Origin of the sequence: Flavobacterium sp. 1355 (assembly GCF_017833415.1) — a bacterium.
GTDB lineage: Bacteria > Bacteroidota > Bacteroidia > Flavobacteriales > Flavobacteriaceae > Flavobacterium.
In genome coordinates this window covers 15,700-37,479 of record NZ_JAFICC010000008.1, presented here as the reverse complement: position 1 = coordinate 37,479, position 21,780 = coordinate 15,700, and the positions used below count along the sequence as shown (strand labels likewise).

Sequence of the window (21,780 nt, the reverse complement as noted above, 5' to 3'; positions counted from 1 at the left end):
GAGCTGAAACTTTTAAAGTTTTCAGCCCTTTTTTATTTTTATACTATTTAATATAGATTCTACGGCTCTATTGATTGGTTCTCATATTTAAACCGGATTAAAATCCGGCCCTACAAAATGAATCGAACCTATGGTTCTATGAAATTCAATTCTGATGGAATTATTTTTACCCGAGCCAGTTTTTAAAATCCTGAACTTTTTCACGGCTTACAATAACCTCATCTTCTTTGTATGTTGGCAAGATCACTTTTAGACGTGAATTGGTATAAACCTGAATTTCTTTAATGGCTTTTAGCGGAACTATAAATTTTCTGCTTACGCGAAAAAAATCCTTGCTGTCTAATTCCTGTTCCAGAATTTCGAGAGTCGAATCGATCAGGTAATCACGATTATCAAAAGTATGAATGTAAGTCCCTTTGTTTTCGCTAAAAAAACATTCTACTTCATCGGTTGTAATCACTTTTAAATGTTGTCCGATTTTAACTGTAAACCGCTTTTTGTAATTTTTCTCAAAAGGATTTGAAAGCATTTTTCTGATCTGCTCAAAATCAAGCTGTAGATTCCGGTTTTCAGATTCCGGTTTTGGCAAACGGGATTTAAATTTTGTTACCGCAACATCAAGATCATCTTCGTCAATTGGTTTAAGAAGATAATCTATACTATTGAGTTTAAAAGCTTTTAATGCATATTCATCATAAGCTGTTGTAAAAATAATGGCACTTTTAATGTCTATTTTTTCAAAAATTTCAAACGATAAACCGTCAGACAATTGAATATCCAGAAAAATTAAATCCGGATGTTCGTTATTTGAAAACCAGTCAATTGATTCTTCTACAGAATGCAACATGGTTTCTACTGCGATGTTCAGCTTTTCTAACTTTCGCTGAAGCAGCCTTGCTGCCGGCTTTTCGTCTTCTATAATTAATGTAGTCATTTATAAAAATGCAAAATTTAAAGTTATTCCCATTTGTTTTTGGCTTCTTGTTTTTTCATGTATTCCTGGATTTTTCTTTCTTCCCAGTCATCACTAAAAAATAGATCCCGCCCAAAAACCGATAGTGCGTGTGCCAGTAAACCAATTCCCCAGAAAACTGCTGTCGAATAAGTGTGCCAGCTAAATAATCCTCCGTCACGAATGTGAATGTGATCTCCGAAAATTTCTCCGTTTATACTTGCAATAATAATCAGAATATTTATAATTACATAAATTCTTAAATGCGAATAAAATCCTTTAATTCTTTTTACTTTTTTGCATGCTATATTAAAGTTTTCATCAGTACTATATTGCTGATAATCTTCGTACATGCGTCTTCTGAATCTTCCCATTTTTATTTTATTTTTATTATTGCCACTTATTTCTATTCTCTTTTTCTTTTTCCATAAACTCCCTGATTTTTCTTTCTTCCCAATCTTTTCCAAAAGACGGGAATACTTCAAAAACTTTCAATCCATGAAAAACAACTCCTAATCCCCACCAGAATAATGGCCAAAAAAACCATAAATAATCGGGTGATGTGTATAAATTAATGAAAATCAAAACCAAATTTACAGCAATAAAAACGATTAGGTTTCCATAAAATCCTTTTATCCCTTCAACTTTCTTTTTTGCTAAGAGATATTTGTCTTCTTCATTATAATTTACTTCCATGATTTCTCTCATTTTGCTCTATTATTTTTTAAAATGCTTTCAGTTCTAAATTCATTTTATTCTTTCCGGGAATCTTTTTCCATGATTTCCCTGATTTTTCTTTCTTCCCATTCCTTATTAAAAAATGGTCCGTAATTAAAAACTTTCATCCCATGCAAAGCTATCGGTATTGCCCACCCAAATACGCTGTATAAACACCATAAATATCCCGGAGAAGTCATAAGATTAACTGCAATTACAATTGGATTGCAGAGAATATAAACAGCAAGGTGCGAATAAAAATCCCTAATTTCTTTTACTCTTTTATGAGCCTGGTAATAACGTTCGGCTTCCGTATAATTTTTCTCCATTATTTCCAGGTCCTTTTATTATTGCCTTTTTCTAAAATCTCTCTTATTTTTCGTTCTTCCCAATCTGAACTGTAACCATAAACCTTAAAAGCATGCATTACAACTCCAAATCCCCAGCCCAAAGCTGAAAACCAAAACCATTGAAAACCAGGAGAAAATTTTAAATTTATAAAAATTAAAAATGGAATTATACAACAGTAAGAAATTACATTTCCGTAAAAACCCTTTAGTTCTTCTACTCTCTTTTTTGCTCTGAAATAAGATCTGTTTTCATCATTATAATCTGCATTTGCATCCATGGCTGTAATTTGTTTGGTTAAAATTGGAATCTTAACGGTAAAATTTTGTTCATTTTGTTCGATCACAACTTTTCTGTCTGTTATAATTGCGTATCTGTTTACAATGTTTTGCAAACCAACTCCCTGTCGATCCTGCAAAACTTCTTTTTTCTGGAAATCATTTTGAATAGCCAGATAATCTCCGTCGACAAAAATCCTGATGTGAAGCGGCTTCTGCTCACTTACTATATTATGTTTTACCGTATTCTCGAGCAAAAGCTGTAAAGACAACGGTACTACTCTGGCATCGGGATTGATTTCTTTTATCTGCATTTCGTAAAACAAACTGTTTTCAAAACGCATTTTCAACAGGTTCATATAGGTTTTGGCAAATGACAATTCATCTTCTACAGAAACCAGTTCTTTATCTTTTTGTTCTAAAACATAGCGATAAATCTTGGACAAAGAAGTGGTAAAACGCTGTGCATTATCCGGGTTTTCCTCAATCAGAGAACTTAAAACATTTAAACTATTAAAAAGAAAATGCGGATCGATCTGATTTTTTAAACTTTCGAATTTTGCATTTGCCGTTCCGGCGATGATCTTTTGTTGGGTCAGTTCAAATCTTGAAGCCTGTTTCCACTTTTTCATAAAACTTCTCGCCTGCATAAAAGTCGAAACACCTAAAGATAAAATGACATAAAAAAGATTGACCAGAAACATATCTTCGCTAAAGAAATTGTCTAAGGATCTTCCCTGAATGACCACAAAAACGATGTAGTTTATGCCTAATACAGCCGGGACAGTGTACAAAATAGTAACCAAAATCCCGTAGTAAACCCTTAGATTGGTTTGTTCCAGCCAATCCCACTTTTTATCCAGCAAAATATTTAGAAAACCATTTCCAAACCCAAGTCCGAAAGAATATAAACAACTTAAGAAGAACGTAATTGCTACATTTTTTACCGATAGATCGGCTCCTAAAAAAGCCGAAAATATAACTGTAAAAACCATAGAAATCTTAAAACACATGATTGTGCCACTTCTCAAATCTCCAAATGTATTTTTATATTCTTTCATTTATAACCTTAGTTTTGATATTATTTCTTGCAGCTTTTTTGAGTTTCCAAAGCTCTTTCTAATCCCCATTTTGGAGAGAATTGAGTTTCTGGTTTAAAAGTACCAAAAAGTTCGACAGCTTTATCTACTTGCGCACATAACGGTTTTGTATCAACTCCTGTCCATTTAGCTCCTCCTAACTGATAATCGGCTTCACCAAAAACAGCTCTTGGATTGTTTGGGTCTAATGCTTTTGCTTTTGCATAATTCTCCATGATTTTGGCCGAATATTTTTGAGCATTCGTCATCGGATCCTGTACAACCCAGGCCGTATAAACCAAAGCCTGTAAAACATATAATTCTGCATTGTTCTGGTCTTTTATAAATTCTACATCCAGTGCGTCTTGTGCTTTTGTCAGCAACAAATCAACTTTTGATTTATCTTTTTCTGAAAAAGCGGAAGTTGTATTCACTAAAGCCACATAATAATTAGGTAACCAGCTTGTTTTTTCTGCCGATGCAATTCTCTCAAACAATGCAGAAGCTTCTGTATTTTTACCTTCTTTCCAAAGTCCGAAGGCTTTTCCCATTCCTTGTTCAAATTGTGTTTGAGCTGAAGTTATTGCTGCTACAAATAATGCGATTGCGGTAATGATTTTTTTCATGTGTTATTTTTTTAATTATTAATTTTAAGTTGTTAGTTAAATTTTATTAATATACAATTTCGATTTTTGAGTCTTTATTGACAGTAAATTTAGCATCTTTATAAGAAGGCGGCCCCATAAATCCTTTAGCATTATTTGAGGCAGCATAATCTTCAGAAGGAATTCCCATCATATTTTTATCCAGGATTCCGTTGCTGTTTTCATCATGAAAGGTTGAGATTCCATACTCTCCTGCCGGAATACCAATGAAAGTAACTGTAGCCCGATTATTTTTTATTTCAGAAACAACGCTTTTGTAAGTTGTTTTAAGAAAAGTTTCGTCTGAGTTGTACAAACCTACTTTTACAATTCCTGTATTGTTTTTTAAACCCGAAACAGAAACGGTAAGGTTTACTTTTTGTGCAGACATTAAGCTGCAGACAAATAATATAATTGCGGTGATAATTTTGGTCATGTTTTCTTTTTTTTTAGTTGCTAAGGTTCTAAGGTTCTGAGATGCTAAGTTTTTTTAGTTTTTATCCCGATGCTTCGGAACTGAGTGACTAAGTCGCTAAGCTTTTTTCTTAGAATCTCAGCTGCTTAGTACCTCCTGATTTTGATGATTAAAACTCTGATTGTTAATTTATACTTCAAAAGTATGTCTGATTTTATTCTTTTAAAATTAAATAATACTGAGTTGTTGATTTTAGCTACTGAATTGTTTTTTTTTTAAAAGTTGCTAAGATTCTAAGATGCTGAGACGCTAAGGTTTTTAGATTCTGTTTTGAAGCTTAAACGGAATAAAATTCTGTCTTTTGAAAGTTAAGACCTAAGAATCTTAGCGTCTCAGAAACTTAGAACCTTTAAAGATTCTTCAACTGATTATCATTTTTATTCTTGCTGATTGTCCAGAAGAAACCTACGAAGAAAAATCGGTCTGCGTTTGGTGTTACGGCTTGTCTGTTGTAGACTCCGTTGGCGTCTGGTAATTTGGCGTAATCGTACCCGAAAACATTTTGAGTTCCTAAAATATTCGAAACAGAAAAATAAAGGATTTTTTGTGTTGTTAATAAATAAGCCCAGTTAAAACTTAAACTATTATAAGCTTTTGTTTTTCCGTTCATAAATTGCGTCTGGTTTGGATCGTTATAAGGACGCCCTGAACTGTAGCTGTTTGTGAATCCGATTTGTGATTTCCAGTCTGTAATAAAATATTTTGTTACAATTGACAAACTATGATTGGCTACAAAATTGGGTGTCGCCATTGTTGGAAAGTTTTTATATTGTCTTTCTGAATCGATATAAGAATATGAAATCCAGTATTCTAAGTTTTTGTACAGATTACTGTCTCTCCAAAATAAATCCAGTCCTTTTGCATAACCCGAACCGTTGTTGTTGAAAACAGAATTGTATTGAATATCTTTTGTATTGTACTGAACCAGATTTGTATAATCTTTATAATAAGCTTCTGCCCTAAAAGTCTGTCCCGGTTTTGTAAACTGATAATTCAGGATATAATGCTGCGCTTTTTCGCTTTCGAACTGATGGTATTTTGAATATTTAATGTAATCAACAACCGGAGTCTGAGAAAAATCTCCGTAAGCAAATGAAAACTGACTTGTTTTTGACACTTTGTAAGCAATAGAGGCTCTTGGTGCCAGGTTGGTTTCGTCAAGCAAATTATTGTTTGAAAGTCTTACTCCTACCTTCATTGCCAGTTTTTTGGAGAACAATATATCTCCTTCTGTATAAAAAGCAGCAATATTTGAATCGTAACCATTTGCCGCATCAATTGAAATATTGTCCCTAAAATTTTCATTGAATTTGGTAATGAAATAATCTGCTCCAAAAGACAATTTAAAGTAATTGGAAATATTCTTTCTTAACTTCAATTTCAGTTGTGCTGCATTTTCATCGGTGTCAACATCATTGATGTCATATTTTATTTTGTTTTTGCTGTACCCATAACTAATTCCGGTTGTAAGCTGCCATCCTGTGCCAAAATCACCTTTGTAAGAGCCATTCAGGTAAAAATTATTATTGTTCAAATCTGTTCTGATCGGATCAGCAAAATTTACATTTTTCTGATTTAAATCAAATTTCTCAGAATCAAAAGCAGCATATAATTTAAAGATACCGTTTGTAAAATGATAACGATATACTGCTTCACCACCCAAAGACTGATACGGATTATTCCAGTCGACATTTTGAGGAATTACAGCCTGATAAGGTGCCAGATTGATATAATTGGTATTAATACTAAAAGAACTTTTTTCCCATTTCTGCGTGTTTCCTACTCCAAGACCTACTGTCATCAAAGCAATATCTGTTTTGTTTTGATCCGGTTCATCCTGAGTATTTAAAAGTAAAACACTTGACAAGGCCTCTCCATATTCTGCAGAATATCCTCCGGTAGAAAAAGCAATTCCGCTAAACAAAAATGGAGAAAATCTACTTCTGGTCGGTAAATTATTAGTGGTTGCGCCGTAAGGCTGTGCAACACGAAGACCATCAACAAAGGTTTGTGTTTCGCTGGCTTCACCTCCACGAACAAACAAACGTCCGTCTTCTCCAACGGTTTGTGTTCCCGGCAAAGTCTGCAAGGCGGCAATAATGTTTCCGGCAGAACCCGCAGTGGTTACAATATCCAAAGGTTTAAGAACAGAAACCCTTGCTTTATCTCCCGACTCTAATGTTCCGGCAGTGATCACAACGGCATCGAGTGTATTTACACTTTCTCTTAATTTTACGGTTTGGCCTTTGTAATTTGCTACATCAATTTCCTGTCTGAATGTTTCGTACATCAAAAAACTTACAATCAAAAACTGATTTCCCGTTGCGGTTGTTTCAAAAGAAAATTCTCCTGTTTCAGAACTTGTTGCTCCATCATAAGTTCCGTCAATATAAATATTCGCTCCCGGAACGGGTTTTCCTTTTTGATCAAGAACTTTTCCTGAGATTGTATTCTGAGCAAAAAATACAGTTGTTAAAAATAAAAAGCTAATTGTAAAAAGTAATTTGGTTGTCATACCTCCCGATTTTATTTGGTTTTGGTGTTTGTTATTTTGATGTGACAAATGTATTTTAACATTTTAAGTTAAAAAATAATAAATAACCCAATTGTAGAATTTTGAGGATGAGTTGTAAATTACTTATTCGTATCTTAGCTTTCACGTTTAAAAACTATCAAATATGTCAGAAAGCAAAAGAGTTTCGAATTTATATCAGTCCATTTATAATGGAAATCCGTGGCTTGAGGTTACCTTAGCAGATACTTTAAAAGATATTACCGCAGAGCAGGCTTACAGAAAAATAAACCCTAATTTAAATACGATTTGGGAAATTGTCAACCATCTTATACAGTGGAGAAGAAATATTTTGAGACGTGTTCAGGGAGAAATAATTACAACTCCGGATCACAATTATTTTGTTCCTGTTATAGATTCATCTGAGCCGGCCTGGGAACAATCTTTGCAAAGTCTTGCAAAATCTCAGGAACAATGGACGGCTTTTTTTAATGATTTTGATGATGCTGATTTTGATAAAATAGATCCAAACAACAATCATAATTTTTATGAAGACATTCACGGCATTATTCAGCACGACGTTTATCATTTGGGACAAATTGTGATTTTGAAAAAACTACTTTAAAATAAATCACGAAATTGAAAACAGAAAAAGAAAAAATGATTGCCGGCGAATATTATATAGCCGGCGATCCTGTTTTGGTAAAAGAGCGACGAAAAGCTAAAAATCTTTTACACAGATTAAACGTTACTGAATATCGCCTGACAAAAAAAGCAAAACAAATTATAGCAGAACTGATTCCTAATACAGGAAAAAGTTTTTATATAGAACCCCCATTTCATTGTGATTATGGTTACAATATTACCTGCGGAGACAACGTTTACTTTAATGTTAACTGCGTAGTTTTAGATTGTGCCCCCGTGACTATTGGCTCAAATGTATTTTTTGCGCCAAATGTGCAAATTTATACAGCAACACATCCGCTTGACGCCGAATTGCGAAAATCATTAGAAAATGCTTTGCCTGTTTCGATCGGAGACGATTGCTGGATTGGAGGAAATTCTGTTATCTGTCCGGGCGTAACAATTGGAAAAGGCTGTGTTATTGGCGCGGGATCTGTTGTTACAAAACACATTCCCGGCAATTCACTGGCCGTAGGAAATCCGGCAAAAATAATTCGAAAATTAAATCAGGAAACTGAATCAAAATCCTAATGCTTACCTTAAACAAAATTCATCATATTGCTATTTTATGCTCTGATTACCAAAAGTCTAAAATCTTTTATACCGAGGTTTTGGGATTAACAATAATCAGGGAAATTTACCGCGCAGAACGCGGGTCTTATAAATTAGATCTGGCTTTGAACGGCCTGTATGTAGTCGAGTTATTTTCATTTCCAAATCCGCCGCAACGGCCTTCGAGACCAGAAGCTGTCGGTTTGCGTCATCTGGCTTTTGAAGTCACTAATCTGGAAGAAACTATTGCTTTTTTAAACTCAAAAAACATTGAATCTGAACCTATTAGAATTGATGAAACTACCGAAAAGCGTTTTACTTTTATCGCAGATCCTGATTTGCTGCCGATTGAATTTTATGAGAGATAATTCTTTTTGCTTTAGCTAGCTAATCATTTTTAACAATAAAAGAAAGGCTTTAGCAAAAACTATATGTTTCGGCTAAAGCCTTTCTTTATATTTTCTACAAAACCCTTAATTGAGCTTCTTAAAATCTTAAAATATATTTTTCGCCTTAATCATTAAAAACAACAACTGAAATCCTGGCTACCATAGCTTGTGAGTCAGTTGCTGCAGCACCTCCATAACCTGCAGTGACAGGATTAACATTGGTCATAGTGGTATTAAACCAAGATTTTAAATTAAGGCCTACAGTATGAAGTCCGGCAGCAAGGCTCACTATTTTTTGAGCAGTGGAGTAATTACCTAGTCTGCCTAAAACCGTAGGTGCATCAGTTGCAGAATAATAAGAAGATATTGTTTTGACATTATCTACCATCAAATCTATACTTCCCTGTACAGGTGCTCCTCCAGTTGATGGTAATGGCAACAGAGAATACGTAATAAGCACTTTTGAATGTTTAGTTAATGTAAATGAGTTTCCGTTCATCGGAACAACAGCAGTAGAACCAGCTGCAACATTTATAGTGTTCGTTCCTAAAAACTCGTACACACCATTAATTGCACCAGCAGATTCGGCCATAGCTGTCCAAACAATATCGCCATTTGCATTTGCTGCTGTAGCAATATATCCTGCTTGAGGGCTAGAACCATCTGTTCCTTTTGCAATAGCGGCAGTCTGAACAGTTGCTTTTGTACTTGCAGTTACATTTGCCGCTGCAGCCGTCCCTGTTGCAGTAATATCTTTTGCTGCTGTAATATTTTGAGTATTCATGTTTAAATCCTGGGTCGCTGTATGATTCCCTAAATTATCAGCTCCTGTAAAATTTGACCTTAATACCGTTTTTAAAACCCCATTTGAATCAGCAACAAGAACATTATCTGCTGCTGTTCCTGCCTGCAGTCCGGAAATTGCCAGAGTATTAGCTGCAGTAGTTGTCAAAGCAGTAGGTTTTGTTAATGTTCCCCCCAGTTGTATTTTACCGCCTGTTGCCGTCAATCCGTTATCTGCTGCATTTACCAAAGGCACCCACTTAGGAATAGCCGATGTACCTGCGTTCTGCAAGAAACAGTGCTGTGTAGTGTCATACACAATTAACCCTTCTGCCGGTAACGGAATGGCGTTTATTTGTGCTGTTGTAGAGCGTGGTATTAATACGCCTTTTGTATTGTCGGGAGATTTTACCTCAAGTGCCGCACTCGCATCCGGAAATTTGGTATTGATACCCATTTGGGCATTACTGTAATACGCTGTCATTAATGCAATAAATGCAAAGAGTTTAAATTTCTTTTTCATTTTATTCTTTTTTTAATTTAATTTCTTGGGGGGATGTATTTTACTATATATTCTTTATTTTAGCCTCTTTACAGAGAAAAAAGCAATTGGCCCAGTTCCAGTGCCTCCTGTGTTAAAAGCCTTAACTGTTGTGACTTCAGTATTTGTAACTCTAAAAGAGTATGTTTTTGACGTATCTAAATTAATACTAGTCATCAAAGTCAAATTAAGCATCCCACTTAGATTTCCATTAATACGGGCAACCCATTTATTATCGGTGTCACACCAAACGCCAATTACAGGAACACCTCCCACAGCAGTCAACTGTAAATTCATAGTTATGGAATAAACTCCATTAGCTTTGGCTGTAAAAGAATTAGAACTTGCAGTATGAATAAATGCATTTTTATTATCTATAATAACATTATTAATGTTACCAATAGACATTGGGCCACCAGTATTGGTACAAATAAAATCTGCATTCATCAGTGCTGTAATTTCCTGTGCTACTTCCAGTTTTCCATCGATAGCTATAACCGTTCCAACATCTGTAGGCACAACGTTAGCAACAGGAAAAGAACTTTTTTTGAGTGTACCATCTGCTGTTAACACTATAGGCGAATCAGCACTATCTGTACTATTTACCAGACCTTGTATAGCCAGAGTATTGGCTGCCGTAGTTGTCAAAGCAGTAGGTTTTGTTAATGTTCCACCCAGTTGCATTTTACCGCCTGCTGTTGTCAATCCGTTATCTGCTGCATTTACCAAAGGCACCCACTTAGGAATGGCCGATGTACCTGCGTTCTGCAAGAAACAGTGCTGTGTAGTGTCATACACAATTAACCCTTCTGCCGGTAACGGAATGGCGTTTATTTGTGCTGTTGTAGAGCGTGGTATTAATACGCCTTTTGTATTGTCGGGAGATTTTACCTCAAGTGCCGCACTCGCATCCGGAAATTTGGTATTGATACCCATTTGGGCATTACTGTAATACGTTGTCATTAATGCAATAAATGCAAAGAGTTTAAATTTCTTTTTCATTTTATTCTTTTTTTAATTTAATATTTTAAGCTCTTTTTTTGTAAGCCAATATGTTATTTGAATCCTGCAGGGTTGTCCTGAGTAATTTGCAGCATTTATTTTCGCTGCTGCAACAGACCTGATGTTTATATACCGCCTTATGGCGTTTTATACCGTTTACTCATATTATTTTTTCATGTTTTCTATATTATAATTTGATAATGTTAAAAGATATTTGTTTCTTTATGCCATCGCGCAGTCAAACGGGCAGTTTGCTGCCGCTTATACTACAGTGATTTTTTTGTTTTTAAGAAATAACAGCGGCGAAATGGTATTTTATCCAAAGATTTGAGATAGTCGCTTGTTGCTTTTTCCAATAATTTTACAATCTTTTTTTATACTGTCAGGTTTGTACCATTATACTACTGTACAAGCACTTAAGCATGTTTTTGACGCTCCGTTTTTACAAACAGGGCATCAAAAATCACTAATAGCAGGATTTGCAAACCTCGGTTTGAGTTTCATCCGTAGCTTTAATATTTAAATTGTAAAAAATGCTCTGTAATTGGAAATTATTATAGGGAGATTGGCTGGTATTCTGGAGGTATTATATTTTTCTAAATCTGCTTTCTATCGCATTCTTTACTTCGCGATATAGCACATTGTATTCGTTCTTTATTATATCACTTGTTAAACCAACCCGGTCGCCTCTAATACTCTTCCTGATATAGTCGTAAGAAAAACCATACTTTTCGTGAATAATCTTTAATAGATCTTGATTATAACTTGCTTTAGTTTTCATATTTTTACAATTTAAATTGTTTGTACTAAACACGGGACAAAGGTAGTGTAAAATCTTACAAGCAAACAAATTTTTAACGTAAAATTTTACAAATAATTTTATTTCATGGGAGCGACCGAAAGAGTGAAGGAGTTTATTGACCACAAAGGGATCACTCGATATAAATTTTGCCGACAGCTAGGCTTTTCGAATAAATTCTTAGACAATAGCAGTAATATGGGCACTGATAAAGCAGGTAAAATATTACATTATTATCCAGATCTTAATGCCGAATGGCTTCTTACCGGCAACGGAAATATGCTAAAGATTAATACTTTGACTGAAGAAGATATTTATTACAGTCAGAAAAAAGATAGTGAAGACGGCAATTTTAACATTCCGCTTTATGATATTAGTACAGCTGAAGGTATTAAAGATTTATTTGGGAAAAATAAAAATCAAGTTCCGTTAGAATACATTGGTATACCCAAAATTACAGATTGTGATGGTGCATTATACATTGCAGGCAACAGCATGTATCCTTTATTAAGAAGCGGCGATATCTTAGCCTATAAAAAAATAAATAATCCGGAAAATATTATTTGGGGTGAAATGTATCTGATCTACATCAGTAAAGATGGAGATGATTTCTTTTTTACCAGATATATACAACAATCAGATCAGGATTCGTTTGTTAGGCTTGTGCCTCAAAATTCAGACTATCAGCCTGTAGAATTCCCACTGAGCAGTATAAAAGCAATAGCGTTAGTGAAAGCTTCTATTAGAATTAATTCCCAATTTTGAGTTTTAATAAGTTCTCAGGAACTGGTTATGAGGTTTTGGGCTTTCTTATTTAAACTTTATTGTTTCCACTTTTGTGACAATATATAATCAGTATGTAACTAAAAAATACACTGAAAGAATTTTCTTGTTTATACTGAATTTAACATACTAAATTGAAGATTTCCTATTTTAAACCGATTTTGATTCTTAATTTTGTAATCCGCATAAAAAAAATGCGAATCCAAATTCACTTCTGATGAACAAAACGGCGCAAATCAAAAAGAATCATCAATTCATTAAATTCCGAAAATTAGTTATTGTTTCTATTTTAATTGGCTTCCTTTCAGCCTTTCTCGGAATTTCGCTAAAAAAAATCACTGAATATTACGAAGAGATCTTTTTTCATGAAGTCTCGGTAAATCCTGTTTTTTATATCATTTTTCCTGTTTTTGGTTTATCAGTCATTTATTTTCTGAGACAATACCTTTTTAAAAAGAAAGAAAACAAAGGCATCAAAGAGGTTTTTGAAAGTACCGGATCAACCTCAAAAAACCTGCCTTCTTATAAAATCCCATCGCACTTTATAAACGGATTATTGACTGTTATTTTTGGCGGATCAACCGGAATCGAAGTTTCTACAGTTGTGGCTACTGCTACAATTGGCTCTGTAGCGCAACAAAAAGAAAACGTTTTTCGCCAATACAAAACCGAATTAATCTGTGCAGGTGTTGCGGCAGGGGTTACTGCATTATTCAGCAGTCCGATCGCGGGAATTTTATTTGCTCTTGAAGTTATTTCACGAAAAGTGACGCGTGCTTTTATTATTTCGAATGTTATTGCTGTTTCAATTGCTTTTGGTTTGCTTACTATTTTAAAAGAAGGACCTTTATTTGCTGTTTCCATAACAACGTGGCATTTAAAAGCGATTCCGTATTTTATTCTTTTGGGAATTTTGGCCGGAATAAATTCGGTTTATTTAACGCGTTGTGTTTTATTCTTTAAATCTCAATTCGGAAAAATCGATACTCATTATTATAAAATCATTTTAGGATCAGCGGTTTTAAGTATTTCGCTTTTTGTTTTTCCGCAATTATACGGAGAAGGATACCACGCTATAAAAGGCATTTTTGCTCATTCTTCAGAACTTCCGCTGACTGTAACGTTGGCTTTTACTTTTATTGGAATTTTACTTTTAAAACCTATTGTGACGTCGATTACATTGGCCTCCGGTGGTGATGGCGGTGTTTTTGCCCCTAGCCTTTTTATTGGAGCATTTTTAGGATTATTATTGGCATCAATTTTAAATACTTTCTTTCATGTAGATGTAATTCCGGTGAATTTTATGATTATCGGGATGGCGGCAGTTTTAAGCGCCAGTATTCATGCACCGTTTACAGCAATATTTTTGGTTTGCGGCCTGACGAATGATTATACTTTGTTTTTTCCGATTTTGGCTGTTTGCCTGATTTCCAAATACACAGCAAAAATGATTTATCCTCACACGGTTTATACCTATTCTCCGGGCTTAATAAAATAAAACATAATACTGATTCTGAATAATTGCACAGGGTAATCTTTTAAACCTGTGACAAAAAATACCACAACAAATAGTAAGTTACCATGCCTGTTCAAAAAATAAAAAGAGGATATCGCAAAACACGTTACATTCTTTATAAAGAAACTTTAGTAGATTATAAAGAGCATTTTTGGTCTTTCTTAGGGTCTTTTGTCGGCATCGGAATTCTGGCTTATATTCAGTCTATACATTTTTCTGGCAATGATGCGGTTTACTTAATTGGCTCTTTTGGAGCTTCCAGCGTTTTGGTTTACGGCATTATTCAAAGTCCTTTTTCTCAGCCGCGAAATTTAATTGGCGGACATTTAGTTTCGGCACTTATAGGGGTTACAGTTCACAAACTGGCTCCGGATATTATCTGGATTGCGGCCCCGCTTGCGGTTTCTCTTGCCATTATTTTAATGCAGATAACCAAAACCCTGCATCCGCCCGGGGGCGCAACAGCTCTTATTGCTGTTATCGGTTCTGACAAAATAAAGGCTTTGGGCTATATGTATGTATTGTCTCCTGTTTTGGTTGGCGTTTTGATTTTGTTTCTGACGGCTTTGATTTTTAATAATATGACTTCAAGCAGAAGCTATCCGAGCCATAGCACTTATCATAAACATTATCATAAGATCAGAAAACGACTGGCTCGAAAATAGTAATTTTCCCGAACACAACTGTCTTCCTGAGCGAAGTCGAAGGCTTGTTAACTGGAACCGGGCTTCGACTTCGCTCAGCCTGACATTCGACTTCGCTCAGCCTGACATTCGACTTCGCTCAGCTGATATTCAACTTTGCTCAGCCTGACATTTGACTAGGCTCAGCCTTACATTCGGCTTCGCTCAGCCTGATAAAAGAAAAATCTTTTCAACAAATCGTAATTCATAATTCGTATTTCGTTTTTTATATTTTACCTTTGACCTCTCAATAAAAACAAAGATTATGGTTTATAAATTTAGAGTAATTCTAGACGCCGAAGAAGATATTTTTAGAGACATTGCAATTCTTGAAGATGATACTCTGGAAGATTTACATAATGCGATCTTCAACGCTTTCGGTTTTGACGGATCAGAAGTAGCTTCGTTTTACACTTGCGACGATACCTGGAATCAGGAGGATGAAATTCCGCTTTTTGATACAGGTGATGTTCCGGGAGAACAGCGTACTATGAGCGATTACCCATTATCTTCTATTTTAGACAAAGAAAACACCAAAATTATCTACGTTTACGATTTCATCAGTATGTGGACTTTCTTAGTTGAATTAGCCGCTATTGAAGAAGAATCTGCTGGCGCAATTTATCCTGAAACTTTATTCGCACATGGAGAAATGCCTGATGAAGCAACTGAAAAAAACTTCGAAGCAGATATGCACGATGATATCTACGGAGAATTTGAAGATGATTTAGACGAAGATGATCTTGATATGTTCGAAGGTGACGACAGTTTCGAAGATTACGGATTTGAGGAGAATTGGAATTAGAGGAAAGGTTCAAAGGTTCAGAGCAACAAAGGTTCAAAGGTTTTTATTTTAAATCTTTGATTTAAAATGTAGGAATATTTTTAGTTTTGTGCTTAATTTTTTAAACACAAAAACATGAATACTTTTAGAGGCCTTTTAATCTGGCAAAAATCAATGAATCTTGTAACTGAAATTTATCAATTAACAAATTCATTTCCTAAAGAAGAAATTTATGGTCTATCTTCACAAATTAGAAGAAGTTCCATATCAATTCCAAGCAATATTGCAGAAGGTTATGGCAGAGATGGAAATAGTGATTATCTGAGATTTTTAAATATTTCAATTTCTTCATTATTTGAAATACAGACTCAGCTGGAAATTTCATTCAATTTAAAATATATCAACGAAAATCAATTTAACAAAATAAATGGAGAAAGTAGAGAGATAGAACGAATGTTAAGTTCTTTTATTCGAAAAATAAAAGACAGAAAATAACCTTTGTCCCTTTGAACCTCTGTATCTCTGAACCTTAAAAATATGATCAACCTATTCAACACCCACATCGAGACGCTTGCGATACACCGCGTAGGGAACAAAAGCAGAAACGAAGCCATTTTTTTATCAGAACAGCCATTTAATTTAAATGACGAAATTGTTCCTTTGATAAAAGAATACTTTTTTAAGCCTTTTAGAGAAAAAGAAGAAAACTATTATCAGTTTGCACACGAAGTGGATTTGGACTATAACGACATGTTTAAGTACGCTACTGAGATTTTTAGCAATCCGGGGAATTTACAAGAGATCTCAAAAAAAATTACAACACATTTATTTGAGCAGTCAAATCATCCGCACATAAAAAACGGAGAGGTTTATGTAACGTATTTGACAAATTTAAGCATTGATAATAATGTAGTGGACGCTATCGGAATTTTTAAAAGCGAATTGCAGTCTGACTTTTTACAGTTTGAAGAAAAAGACAGTAACCTTGAAATGATTTTGCAGCAGGGGATTAACCTAAGCAAACTTGATAAAGGATGTTTGATTTTTAATTATAAAAAAGAAGAAGGATATAAAATTCTGACTGTAGACAGTAACCGTTATGATGCCCGCTACTGGTTAGAGCACTTTTTGTCTGTTGATGCTTTTGAAGACGAAAATTTCATCACAAAAAAATACTTGAAATTCTGTCAAAACTTCGCAAAAGATGTTGTTTTACCGGCAGAAGACAAAAAAGAAGAAGTAATGTTTATGAACCGGTCTGTGAATTATTTTGCTAAAAATGATCAGTTTGAAGAACAAAATTTCTTAAATGAAGTATTGGATAATCCTGACTTAATTCCTGAATTCAAAAATTATAAAGTTGATAAAGGAGAAAAATACAGCATCGAAGATGTAACCTCATTTCCAATTGCCAACGCAGCGGTTTCTGACGCAAGAAAATCGATCAAAAATGTCATTAATCTGGATACACACATTCAGATCAAAATGGATTTTATCAATCCTGAAAGCGCAGAAAAATTTGTTGAAAAAGGCTGGGATGAAGAAAAACAAATGTATTACTACTTAGTGTATTTCAATAAAGAAGAAAAAAGCTAGGAAGTTATTCATTTTCTATTACTTACTTAAAACAAAAAACGGCAACTACAGTAGTAATTGCCGTTTTTTTATATAAGTCATTTTCCATATCCAAAGCAATTAGAATTCTCTTTAGTGAAAACTTCTAACCTCTTTTTTAAATCATAGGATTAAAACTTGAACACAATACTTATCGCTTGATTTATAAGTATTTGGTTATAATAAAAATAATAATTATTTAATTTTGTAAGATTAATTTTATTTTATAGTTTTAATTTGCTTAATTTGCGATAAATATTATCGTAATTATCTATTAAAAAAAATGAAAAAACAATTATTAATTATTGGAGGTGGATTTGCTGGATTTTGGAGTGCTTTAAGCGCAATTAGACAAAGCCGCGAATTAAAGAAGGAAGATCAAATTGAGGTAACTGTAGTAAACATGGATGAATATTTAACGATTCGCCCAAGATTGTATGAGGTTTCACTAGAGGGTTTAAGAGTTGAGCTTAATAAATATTTTAAACCATTAGGAATTAAATTTATTAATGGTAAAGCAGAAATTATCAATCCTGATGAAAATCTTGTAACAATTGCAACCGAGAGCGGATCAAGAATTTTAAGCTATGATTATTTAATATTATCTTCAGGAAGCGTTTTAAAAGCAATAAATATTGAGGGCATAGAGAAGACTTTTAATGTAGATACTTTTAACGGTGCTCAAAGACTGGAAGACCATTTAATAAAATTGGCAAGTAAAAAATTTGATGGCGAAGGCGCTGCTACTTTTGTAGTTGCAGGAAGCGGATTAACCGGACTTGAAGTAGCAACAGTAATTAAAGAAAAGGCATTGAAAATATGGAGCAGATATTCTCAGGATGCAATTGAGTTTAAAGTTGTGCTTATAGAAAAAGCAAATCAGGTAGGGAATTATTATTCTCCTGAAGCACAGAAATATGTTTTAGAAACTTTAAAATCTAAAGATGTGACTTCTATCACTAACGTTTCACTGGCTGCGGTAACTTCAAATGGAGCAACTTTAAGCGACGGAACCTTTATACCTTCTCAGACAGTAATTTCTACTGTTGGATTAGTAGCAAGTTCGCTATGCAGTTTCTTTAAAGGAGAAAAGGATAAACTGGGACGTCTTCATGTAAATAAATACCTTCAGTTAGAAACATATAAAAATGTAATTGCAGCCGGAGATGTTGCCAATATTCCCGTTGATGATGAAGGCAACAGCTCACTTATGGCCTGCCAGTTCTCAATGTTTTTGGGGAAATGGGCTGGACATAATGCTGTTAATGCCTTATTTGCCCAACCATTGAAACCTTACAATTACTCAGATTATGTAACCTGCGTCGATTTGGGTCAGCAAGACGGAATGTTAACTACTGGTTGGGAACGCAGTCTGTCTGTTAGCGGTATTGAAGGAAAAAATATAAAAATGGAAGTTACTACAAAACTAATTTATCCGGCAGATGATGTTCAAACCGCATTGGAAGATTCTTTTCCTGAAGTTCCAAATGTTAGTCAAAACGCTGTATAACATTTAAATTACAATTATGGAAACATTTAAATTATTGCTATGCCAACTTTAGGAAAAAATGTTGAATATGCGATACATTCTTTGGTCTATTTAATAGATAATCCTGAGGGCAATACGATTACCGTGCGCGATTTGGCAAATTTTCAAAATATATCTGAAACTTATTTAGCCAAAGCTTTTACTAAATTAAAAAAAGCCGGAATTGTAAAATCTAATATAGGTGTCAAAGGCGGTTATAAGCTTTGCAGAAAGCCCGAAGATATTACATTTTTAGATATTGTTCTTGCTGTAGAAGGCGAGATTTCATTTTTTGAATGTGACAACATTAGAGACAATTGTATATTATTGGATAAGCAAAATCTGCCTTGGAAAAAAGATCAGTATTGTGCCATACATTTGGCAATGATCGAAACTGAGAACAAAATAAAAGATTCTTTAAGAGAAAAAAATCTGCAATGGGTGTACAACACTATCCGTAAACAATATGGACAAGTAATGATTGATGAAACAAAAAATTGGTTTCAGTTAAATGTCTTTAATAAATAGACTTAAATATTATTTTATCTCATAAAAAACCTCAATTACAATTCGTTATTGAGGTTTTCTATTATTTTTCCCTAAAGCGAAGTTTCCACAAGACTTGGATAACATAAGCACCAGGGTTTAGCATGTCTATATAACTATAAAGGAAAGAAATAGCAAAATGTCGTACATTCTTAATTTATGCTTAATTTTGTACTCTAAAAAAATACCACGATGGATCGTCATGTACCAAAAGAAAGTCCTTTCGAAACAATAATTTCATTTCATAAATTAATTGAGTCTTTTGAACAAATTGCTTTATCAGATGTTGATTACCGATCTAACTACGCAAAAGCCATTTTAAAAGAAATCGATGCATTTCCGGAATTTAGAACCGGAATCCGGGACTTAGCTACTATAAGAAAAAATGAGGCTTTAATCAAAAACATTGCTGCAGATTTATTTCCTACAGCTTTGACTCACAATGAAATAAAAGCAATTACAATTCCATTTCAGAATATATCTTTTAATTATACAGAACGTTTCAAGAAAATATTACGAAATGCGGGTGATGAGTTTTATATGGAAATTCGTGATTTTGATGATCACCAATTCTATATCAATAACTGCTGCCTGATTTTGAGCAGCTATTACAAACAAAATATCGATTTTAATAAAATATTTTTCTATGACATTCCAGACGAAAATGGAATAGAAAAACATTATCGCATTCTGTACAATGCTGATTTTATGGAAATTAATCCGTCAAAAGATTCAGTTTCGCTTACACAGGATGATATTGATTTATTAATCGATAATTATAATGATATTGAGCTTTGGAAATCTAAATTTCCTCCGGGAAGCTGGACATTAAAAGGTTTCGGAATTGTTTCTCTGTTTGATGCTACGACTGAGAGTGCTATTTCAAACCTAAAAAGCAATCTTTTAAAACCGGATACCAAAACGGTTGCCTCAAATGATATTATCGAAAACATTTTTAAATCAATATTCAAAATTCCAGATTTAAAAGTAGGTTTTATCATTTATAATTCTGAGGAGGAAAAGTTTATAAGACCGGTTAAGTATGATAATCAGCTGCAAAGTTTCCTGCTTTTGACAGATCAGGAAGTAGAATGCAAAAATGCTTTTTTTGGATGTTCTTTTGAAAATTTATTAGACAACAAAGAACCTTTTGTAATTTCTAATGTACTTAAATTTACAGAGGAATCACCAAATAAAAGGCTTGGCGAACATTTGCTAAAACAAAATATACACAGTTGCGTATTTGCCCCGGTTATTAAGGACGGACATTTGCTGGGTGTTGTAGAATTGGTTTCAGAAATACCAAGGGCTTTAAATACTATAAATGCAACAAAACTCGATTTGGTTTTGCCTTATCTTACCGATACAATTGACCGCTATAATACTGATATGCAGCATCAGGTCGAAGCAATTATTCAGCGTGAATACACTACAATTCACCCAAGTGTATATTGGAAATTTAAAAAAGAATCACAAAATTATTTTCAAAATACAAATCCTGCCAAAGATTATATTTTTAAGGAAATTGTATTTAAGAATGTATTCCCTTTATACGGACAAATCGACATCAAAGGTTCTTCTGAGCACAGAAATGATACAGTAAGAAGAGATCTGAAAAATCAGCTGAGTACGATTTTGAAAATTTTTGAAAATCAGAAACCAAATAGCAATCTGATGCTTTTGGAGCAGCGCAAATTTGAATTAGAGTCGCTTCATGATGAATTAGACCAGCCTTTAAAGGCAGATACGGAGCAATATATCCAACGTTATATCGAAGAAGAAATTCATCCGATTCTAAAAAACACAAAAGATACAGCTATAAACCAGAAACTGGAAGAAGAATACTTTGCCAGTCTGGACGAAAAAACAGGAATGTTTTATCAGGAAAGAAAGAAATTTGATAATGCGATGTCTATCATTAACAAAAAACTGGCTTCTGTTCTGGATAAAAAACAAGTTGAAGCTCAGCAGATTTATCCGCATTATTATGAGCGTTTCAAAACCGATGGTGTCGAACATAACTTATATATAGGGGCCTCGATTGCGCCAACAAAACCTTTTGACATTATGTACCTGCACAATCTGCGCTTGTGGCAATTGCAGACTTTGTGCGAAATGGAATTGGAACATCATCAACTGAAAGAGTCTCTTCCGTATGAGCTGGATGTCACGTCATTGATTTTGGTATTTAGTTCTGCGCTTTCTATCCGTTTTAGAATGGATGAAAAACGTTTTGATGTTGACGGAACTTATAATGCGAGATATGAGGTAGTTAAAAAACGTATTGATAAAGCACACATAAAAGGCAGCCGCGAAAGAATTACCGAAAAAGAAAAAATCACAATCGTATATTCTCAAAATAGTGAGGAGGCAGAGTATTTGAAATACATCAAATATTTACAGCACAAGAAAGTCTTAGAGCCTTCTATTGAGCAATTTGAAGTTGAAGATTTACAGGGTGTTTCGGGATTAAGAGCAATTCGCGTAAAAGTGATAAATAATATCACAAACGCAACTGAAAAGAAAATTACCTATCAGGATTTATTAGATGAGCTCAACTAAATAGTTGAG

22 protein-coding genes are annotated in these 21,780 nt (G+C 34.1%); 12 read left to right on the top strand and 10 right to left on the bottom strand.

Going from position 1 to position 21,780, the window contains the following annotated elements:
• Positions 1 to 166: 166 nt before the first annotated feature.
• From JOD96_RS11465 to JOD96_RS11430, 8 genes are all read right to left on the bottom strand, one after another.
• Positions 167 to 934 (bottom strand): LytR/AlgR family response regulator transcription factor, encoded by a 768-nt coding sequence (locus JOD96_RS11465; RefSeq protein WP_209564404.1) that lies wholly within the window; start codon positions 932 to 934, stop codon positions 167 to 169.
• Positions 935 to 957: 23 nt separating this feature from the next.
• Positions 958 to 1,326, bottom strand: coding sequence for a 2TM domain-containing protein (locus JOD96_RS11460; protein WP_209564403.1), 369 nt, complete (start codon positions 1,324 to 1,326; stop codon positions 958 to 960).
• 16 nt (positions 1,327 to 1,342) lie between these two features.
• A complete protein-coding gene (locus JOD96_RS11455) occupies positions 1,343 to 1,660 on the bottom strand; it encodes a 2TM domain-containing protein (protein ID WP_209564402.1) in 318 nt (105 codons plus the stop codon).
• Between the two features lie 44 nt (positions 1,661 to 1,704).
• Complete coding sequence (locus tag JOD96_RS11450) at positions 1,705 to 1,998, bottom strand: 2TM domain-containing protein (RefSeq protein WP_209564401.1); 294 nt, start codon at positions 1,996 to 1,998, stop codon at positions 1,705 to 1,707.
• Positions 1,998 to 3,356, bottom strand: coding sequence for a histidine kinase (locus JOD96_RS11445; RefSeq protein WP_209564400.1), 1,359 nt, complete (start codon positions 3,354 to 3,356; stop codon positions 1,998 to 2,000). The genes JOD96_RS11450 and JOD96_RS11445 overlap by 1 nt, the downstream gene beginning before the upstream one ends.
• 20 nt (positions 3,357 to 3,376) lie before the next feature.
• Positions 3,377 to 4,000, bottom strand: coding sequence for a hypothetical protein (locus tag JOD96_RS11440; RefSeq protein ID WP_209564399.1), 624 nt, complete (start codon positions 3,998 to 4,000; stop codon positions 3,377 to 3,379).
• Positions 4,001 to 4,046: 46 nt separating this feature from the next.
• A complete protein-coding gene (locus tag JOD96_RS11435; RefSeq protein ID WP_209564398.1) occupies positions 4,047 to 4,454 on the bottom strand; it encodes a DUF2141 domain-containing protein in 408 nt (135 codons plus the stop codon).
• 388 nt (positions 4,455 to 4,842) lie between these two features.
• Positions 4,843 to 7,008, bottom strand: a complete 2,166-nt coding sequence (locus tag JOD96_RS11430) for a TonB-dependent receptor (protein ID WP_209564397.1) — start codon at positions 7,006 to 7,008, stop codon at positions 4,843 to 4,845.
• 163 nt (positions 7,009 to 7,171) lie between these two features.
• Between JOD96_RS11430 and JOD96_RS11425 the strand changes: the two genes are divergently transcribed.
• Genes JOD96_RS11425 through JOD96_RS11415 form a run of 3 tightly spaced genes read left to right on the top strand, consistent with a single transcriptional unit; the run spans position 7,172 to position 8,609 of the window.
• The gene (locus JOD96_RS11425; protein ID WP_209564396.1) at positions 7,172 to 7,630 is read left to right on the top strand and encodes a DinB family protein; all 459 of its coding nucleotides are present in this window, start codon (positions 7,172 to 7,174) and stop codon (positions 7,628 to 7,630) included.
• Positions 7,631 to 7,644: 14 nt separating this feature from the next.
• Complete coding sequence (locus tag JOD96_RS11420) at positions 7,645 to 8,220, top strand: sugar O-acetyltransferase (RefSeq protein ID WP_209564395.1); 576 nt, start codon at positions 7,645 to 7,647, stop codon at positions 8,218 to 8,220.
• Positions 8,220 to 8,609 (top strand): VOC family protein, encoded by a 390-nt coding sequence (locus JOD96_RS11415; RefSeq protein ID WP_209564394.1) that lies wholly within the window; start codon positions 8,220 to 8,222, stop codon positions 8,607 to 8,609. The genes JOD96_RS11420 and JOD96_RS11415 overlap by 1 nt, the downstream gene beginning before the upstream one ends.
• Positions 8,610 to 8,754: 145 nt before the next feature.
• Here JOD96_RS11415 and JOD96_RS11410 read toward each other — a convergent pair whose 3' ends face one another.
• Entirely contained in the window at positions 8,755 to 9,936 is a 1,182-nt protein-coding gene (locus JOD96_RS11410; RefSeq protein WP_209564393.1) for a hypothetical protein, read from the bottom strand.
• A gap of 54 nt (positions 9,937 to 9,990) precedes the next feature.
• Positions 9,991 to 10,956, bottom strand: coding sequence for a hypothetical protein (locus JOD96_RS11405; RefSeq protein ID WP_209564392.1), 966 nt, complete (start codon positions 10,954 to 10,956; stop codon positions 9,991 to 9,993).
• Positions 10,957 to 11,842: 886 nt separating this feature from the next.
• On the opposite strand from JOD96_RS11405, the gene JOD96_RS11400 reads away from it, so the two are divergent.
• The 9 genes from JOD96_RS11400 (at position 11,843) to JOD96_RS11360 (ending at position 21,771) form a co-directional block, all read left to right on the top strand.
• Positions 11,843 to 12,520 (top strand): S24 family peptidase, encoded by a 678-nt coding sequence (locus JOD96_RS11400; RefSeq protein ID WP_245188398.1) that lies wholly within the window; start codon positions 11,843 to 11,845, stop codon positions 12,518 to 12,520.
• Positions 12,521 to 12,755: 235 nt separating this feature from the next.
• Entirely contained in the window at positions 12,756 to 14,036 is a 1,281-nt protein-coding gene (locus tag JOD96_RS11395) for a chloride channel protein (protein WP_209564391.1), read from the top strand.
• Between the two features lie 83 nt (positions 14,037 to 14,119).
• Complete coding sequence (locus JOD96_RS11390; protein WP_209564390.1) at positions 14,120 to 14,719, top strand: HPP family protein; 600 nt, start codon at positions 14,120 to 14,122, stop codon at positions 14,717 to 14,719.
• A 283-nt stretch (positions 14,720 to 15,002) separates the two neighbouring features.
• The gene (locus JOD96_RS11385) at positions 15,003 to 15,542 is read left to right on the top strand and encodes an IS1096 element passenger TnpR family protein (RefSeq protein WP_209564389.1); all 540 of its coding nucleotides are present in this window, start codon (positions 15,003 to 15,005) and stop codon (positions 15,540 to 15,542) included.
• Between the two features lie 114 nt (positions 15,543 to 15,656).
• Positions 15,657 to 16,016, top strand: coding sequence for a four helix bundle protein (locus JOD96_RS11380; protein ID WP_209564388.1), 360 nt, complete (start codon positions 15,657 to 15,659; stop codon positions 16,014 to 16,016).
• 42 nt (positions 16,017 to 16,058) lie between these two features.
• Positions 16,059 to 17,117, top strand: coding sequence for a nucleoid-associated protein (locus JOD96_RS11375; RefSeq protein ID WP_209564387.1), 1,059 nt, complete (start codon positions 16,059 to 16,061; stop codon positions 17,115 to 17,117).
• Between the two features lie 301 nt (positions 17,118 to 17,418).
• The gene (locus tag JOD96_RS11370; protein WP_209564386.1) at positions 17,419 to 18,645 is read left to right on the top strand and encodes an NAD(P)/FAD-dependent oxidoreductase; all 1,227 of its coding nucleotides are present in this window, start codon (positions 17,419 to 17,421) and stop codon (positions 18,643 to 18,645) included.
• Between the two features lie 39 nt (positions 18,646 to 18,684).
• Positions 18,685 to 19,191: an RrF2 family transcriptional regulator gene (locus tag JOD96_RS11365; protein ID WP_209564385.1), complete on the top strand. Its 507-nt coding sequence runs from the start codon at positions 18,685 to 18,687 to the stop codon at positions 19,189 to 19,191.
• 210 nt (positions 19,192 to 19,401) lie between these two features.
• On the top strand, positions 19,402 to 21,771 hold the full coding sequence (locus JOD96_RS11360) for a GAF domain-containing protein (RefSeq protein ID WP_209564384.1): 2,370 nt from the start codon (positions 19,402 to 19,404) through the stop codon (positions 21,769 to 21,771).
• Positions 21,772 to 21,780: the final 9 nt, after the last annotated feature.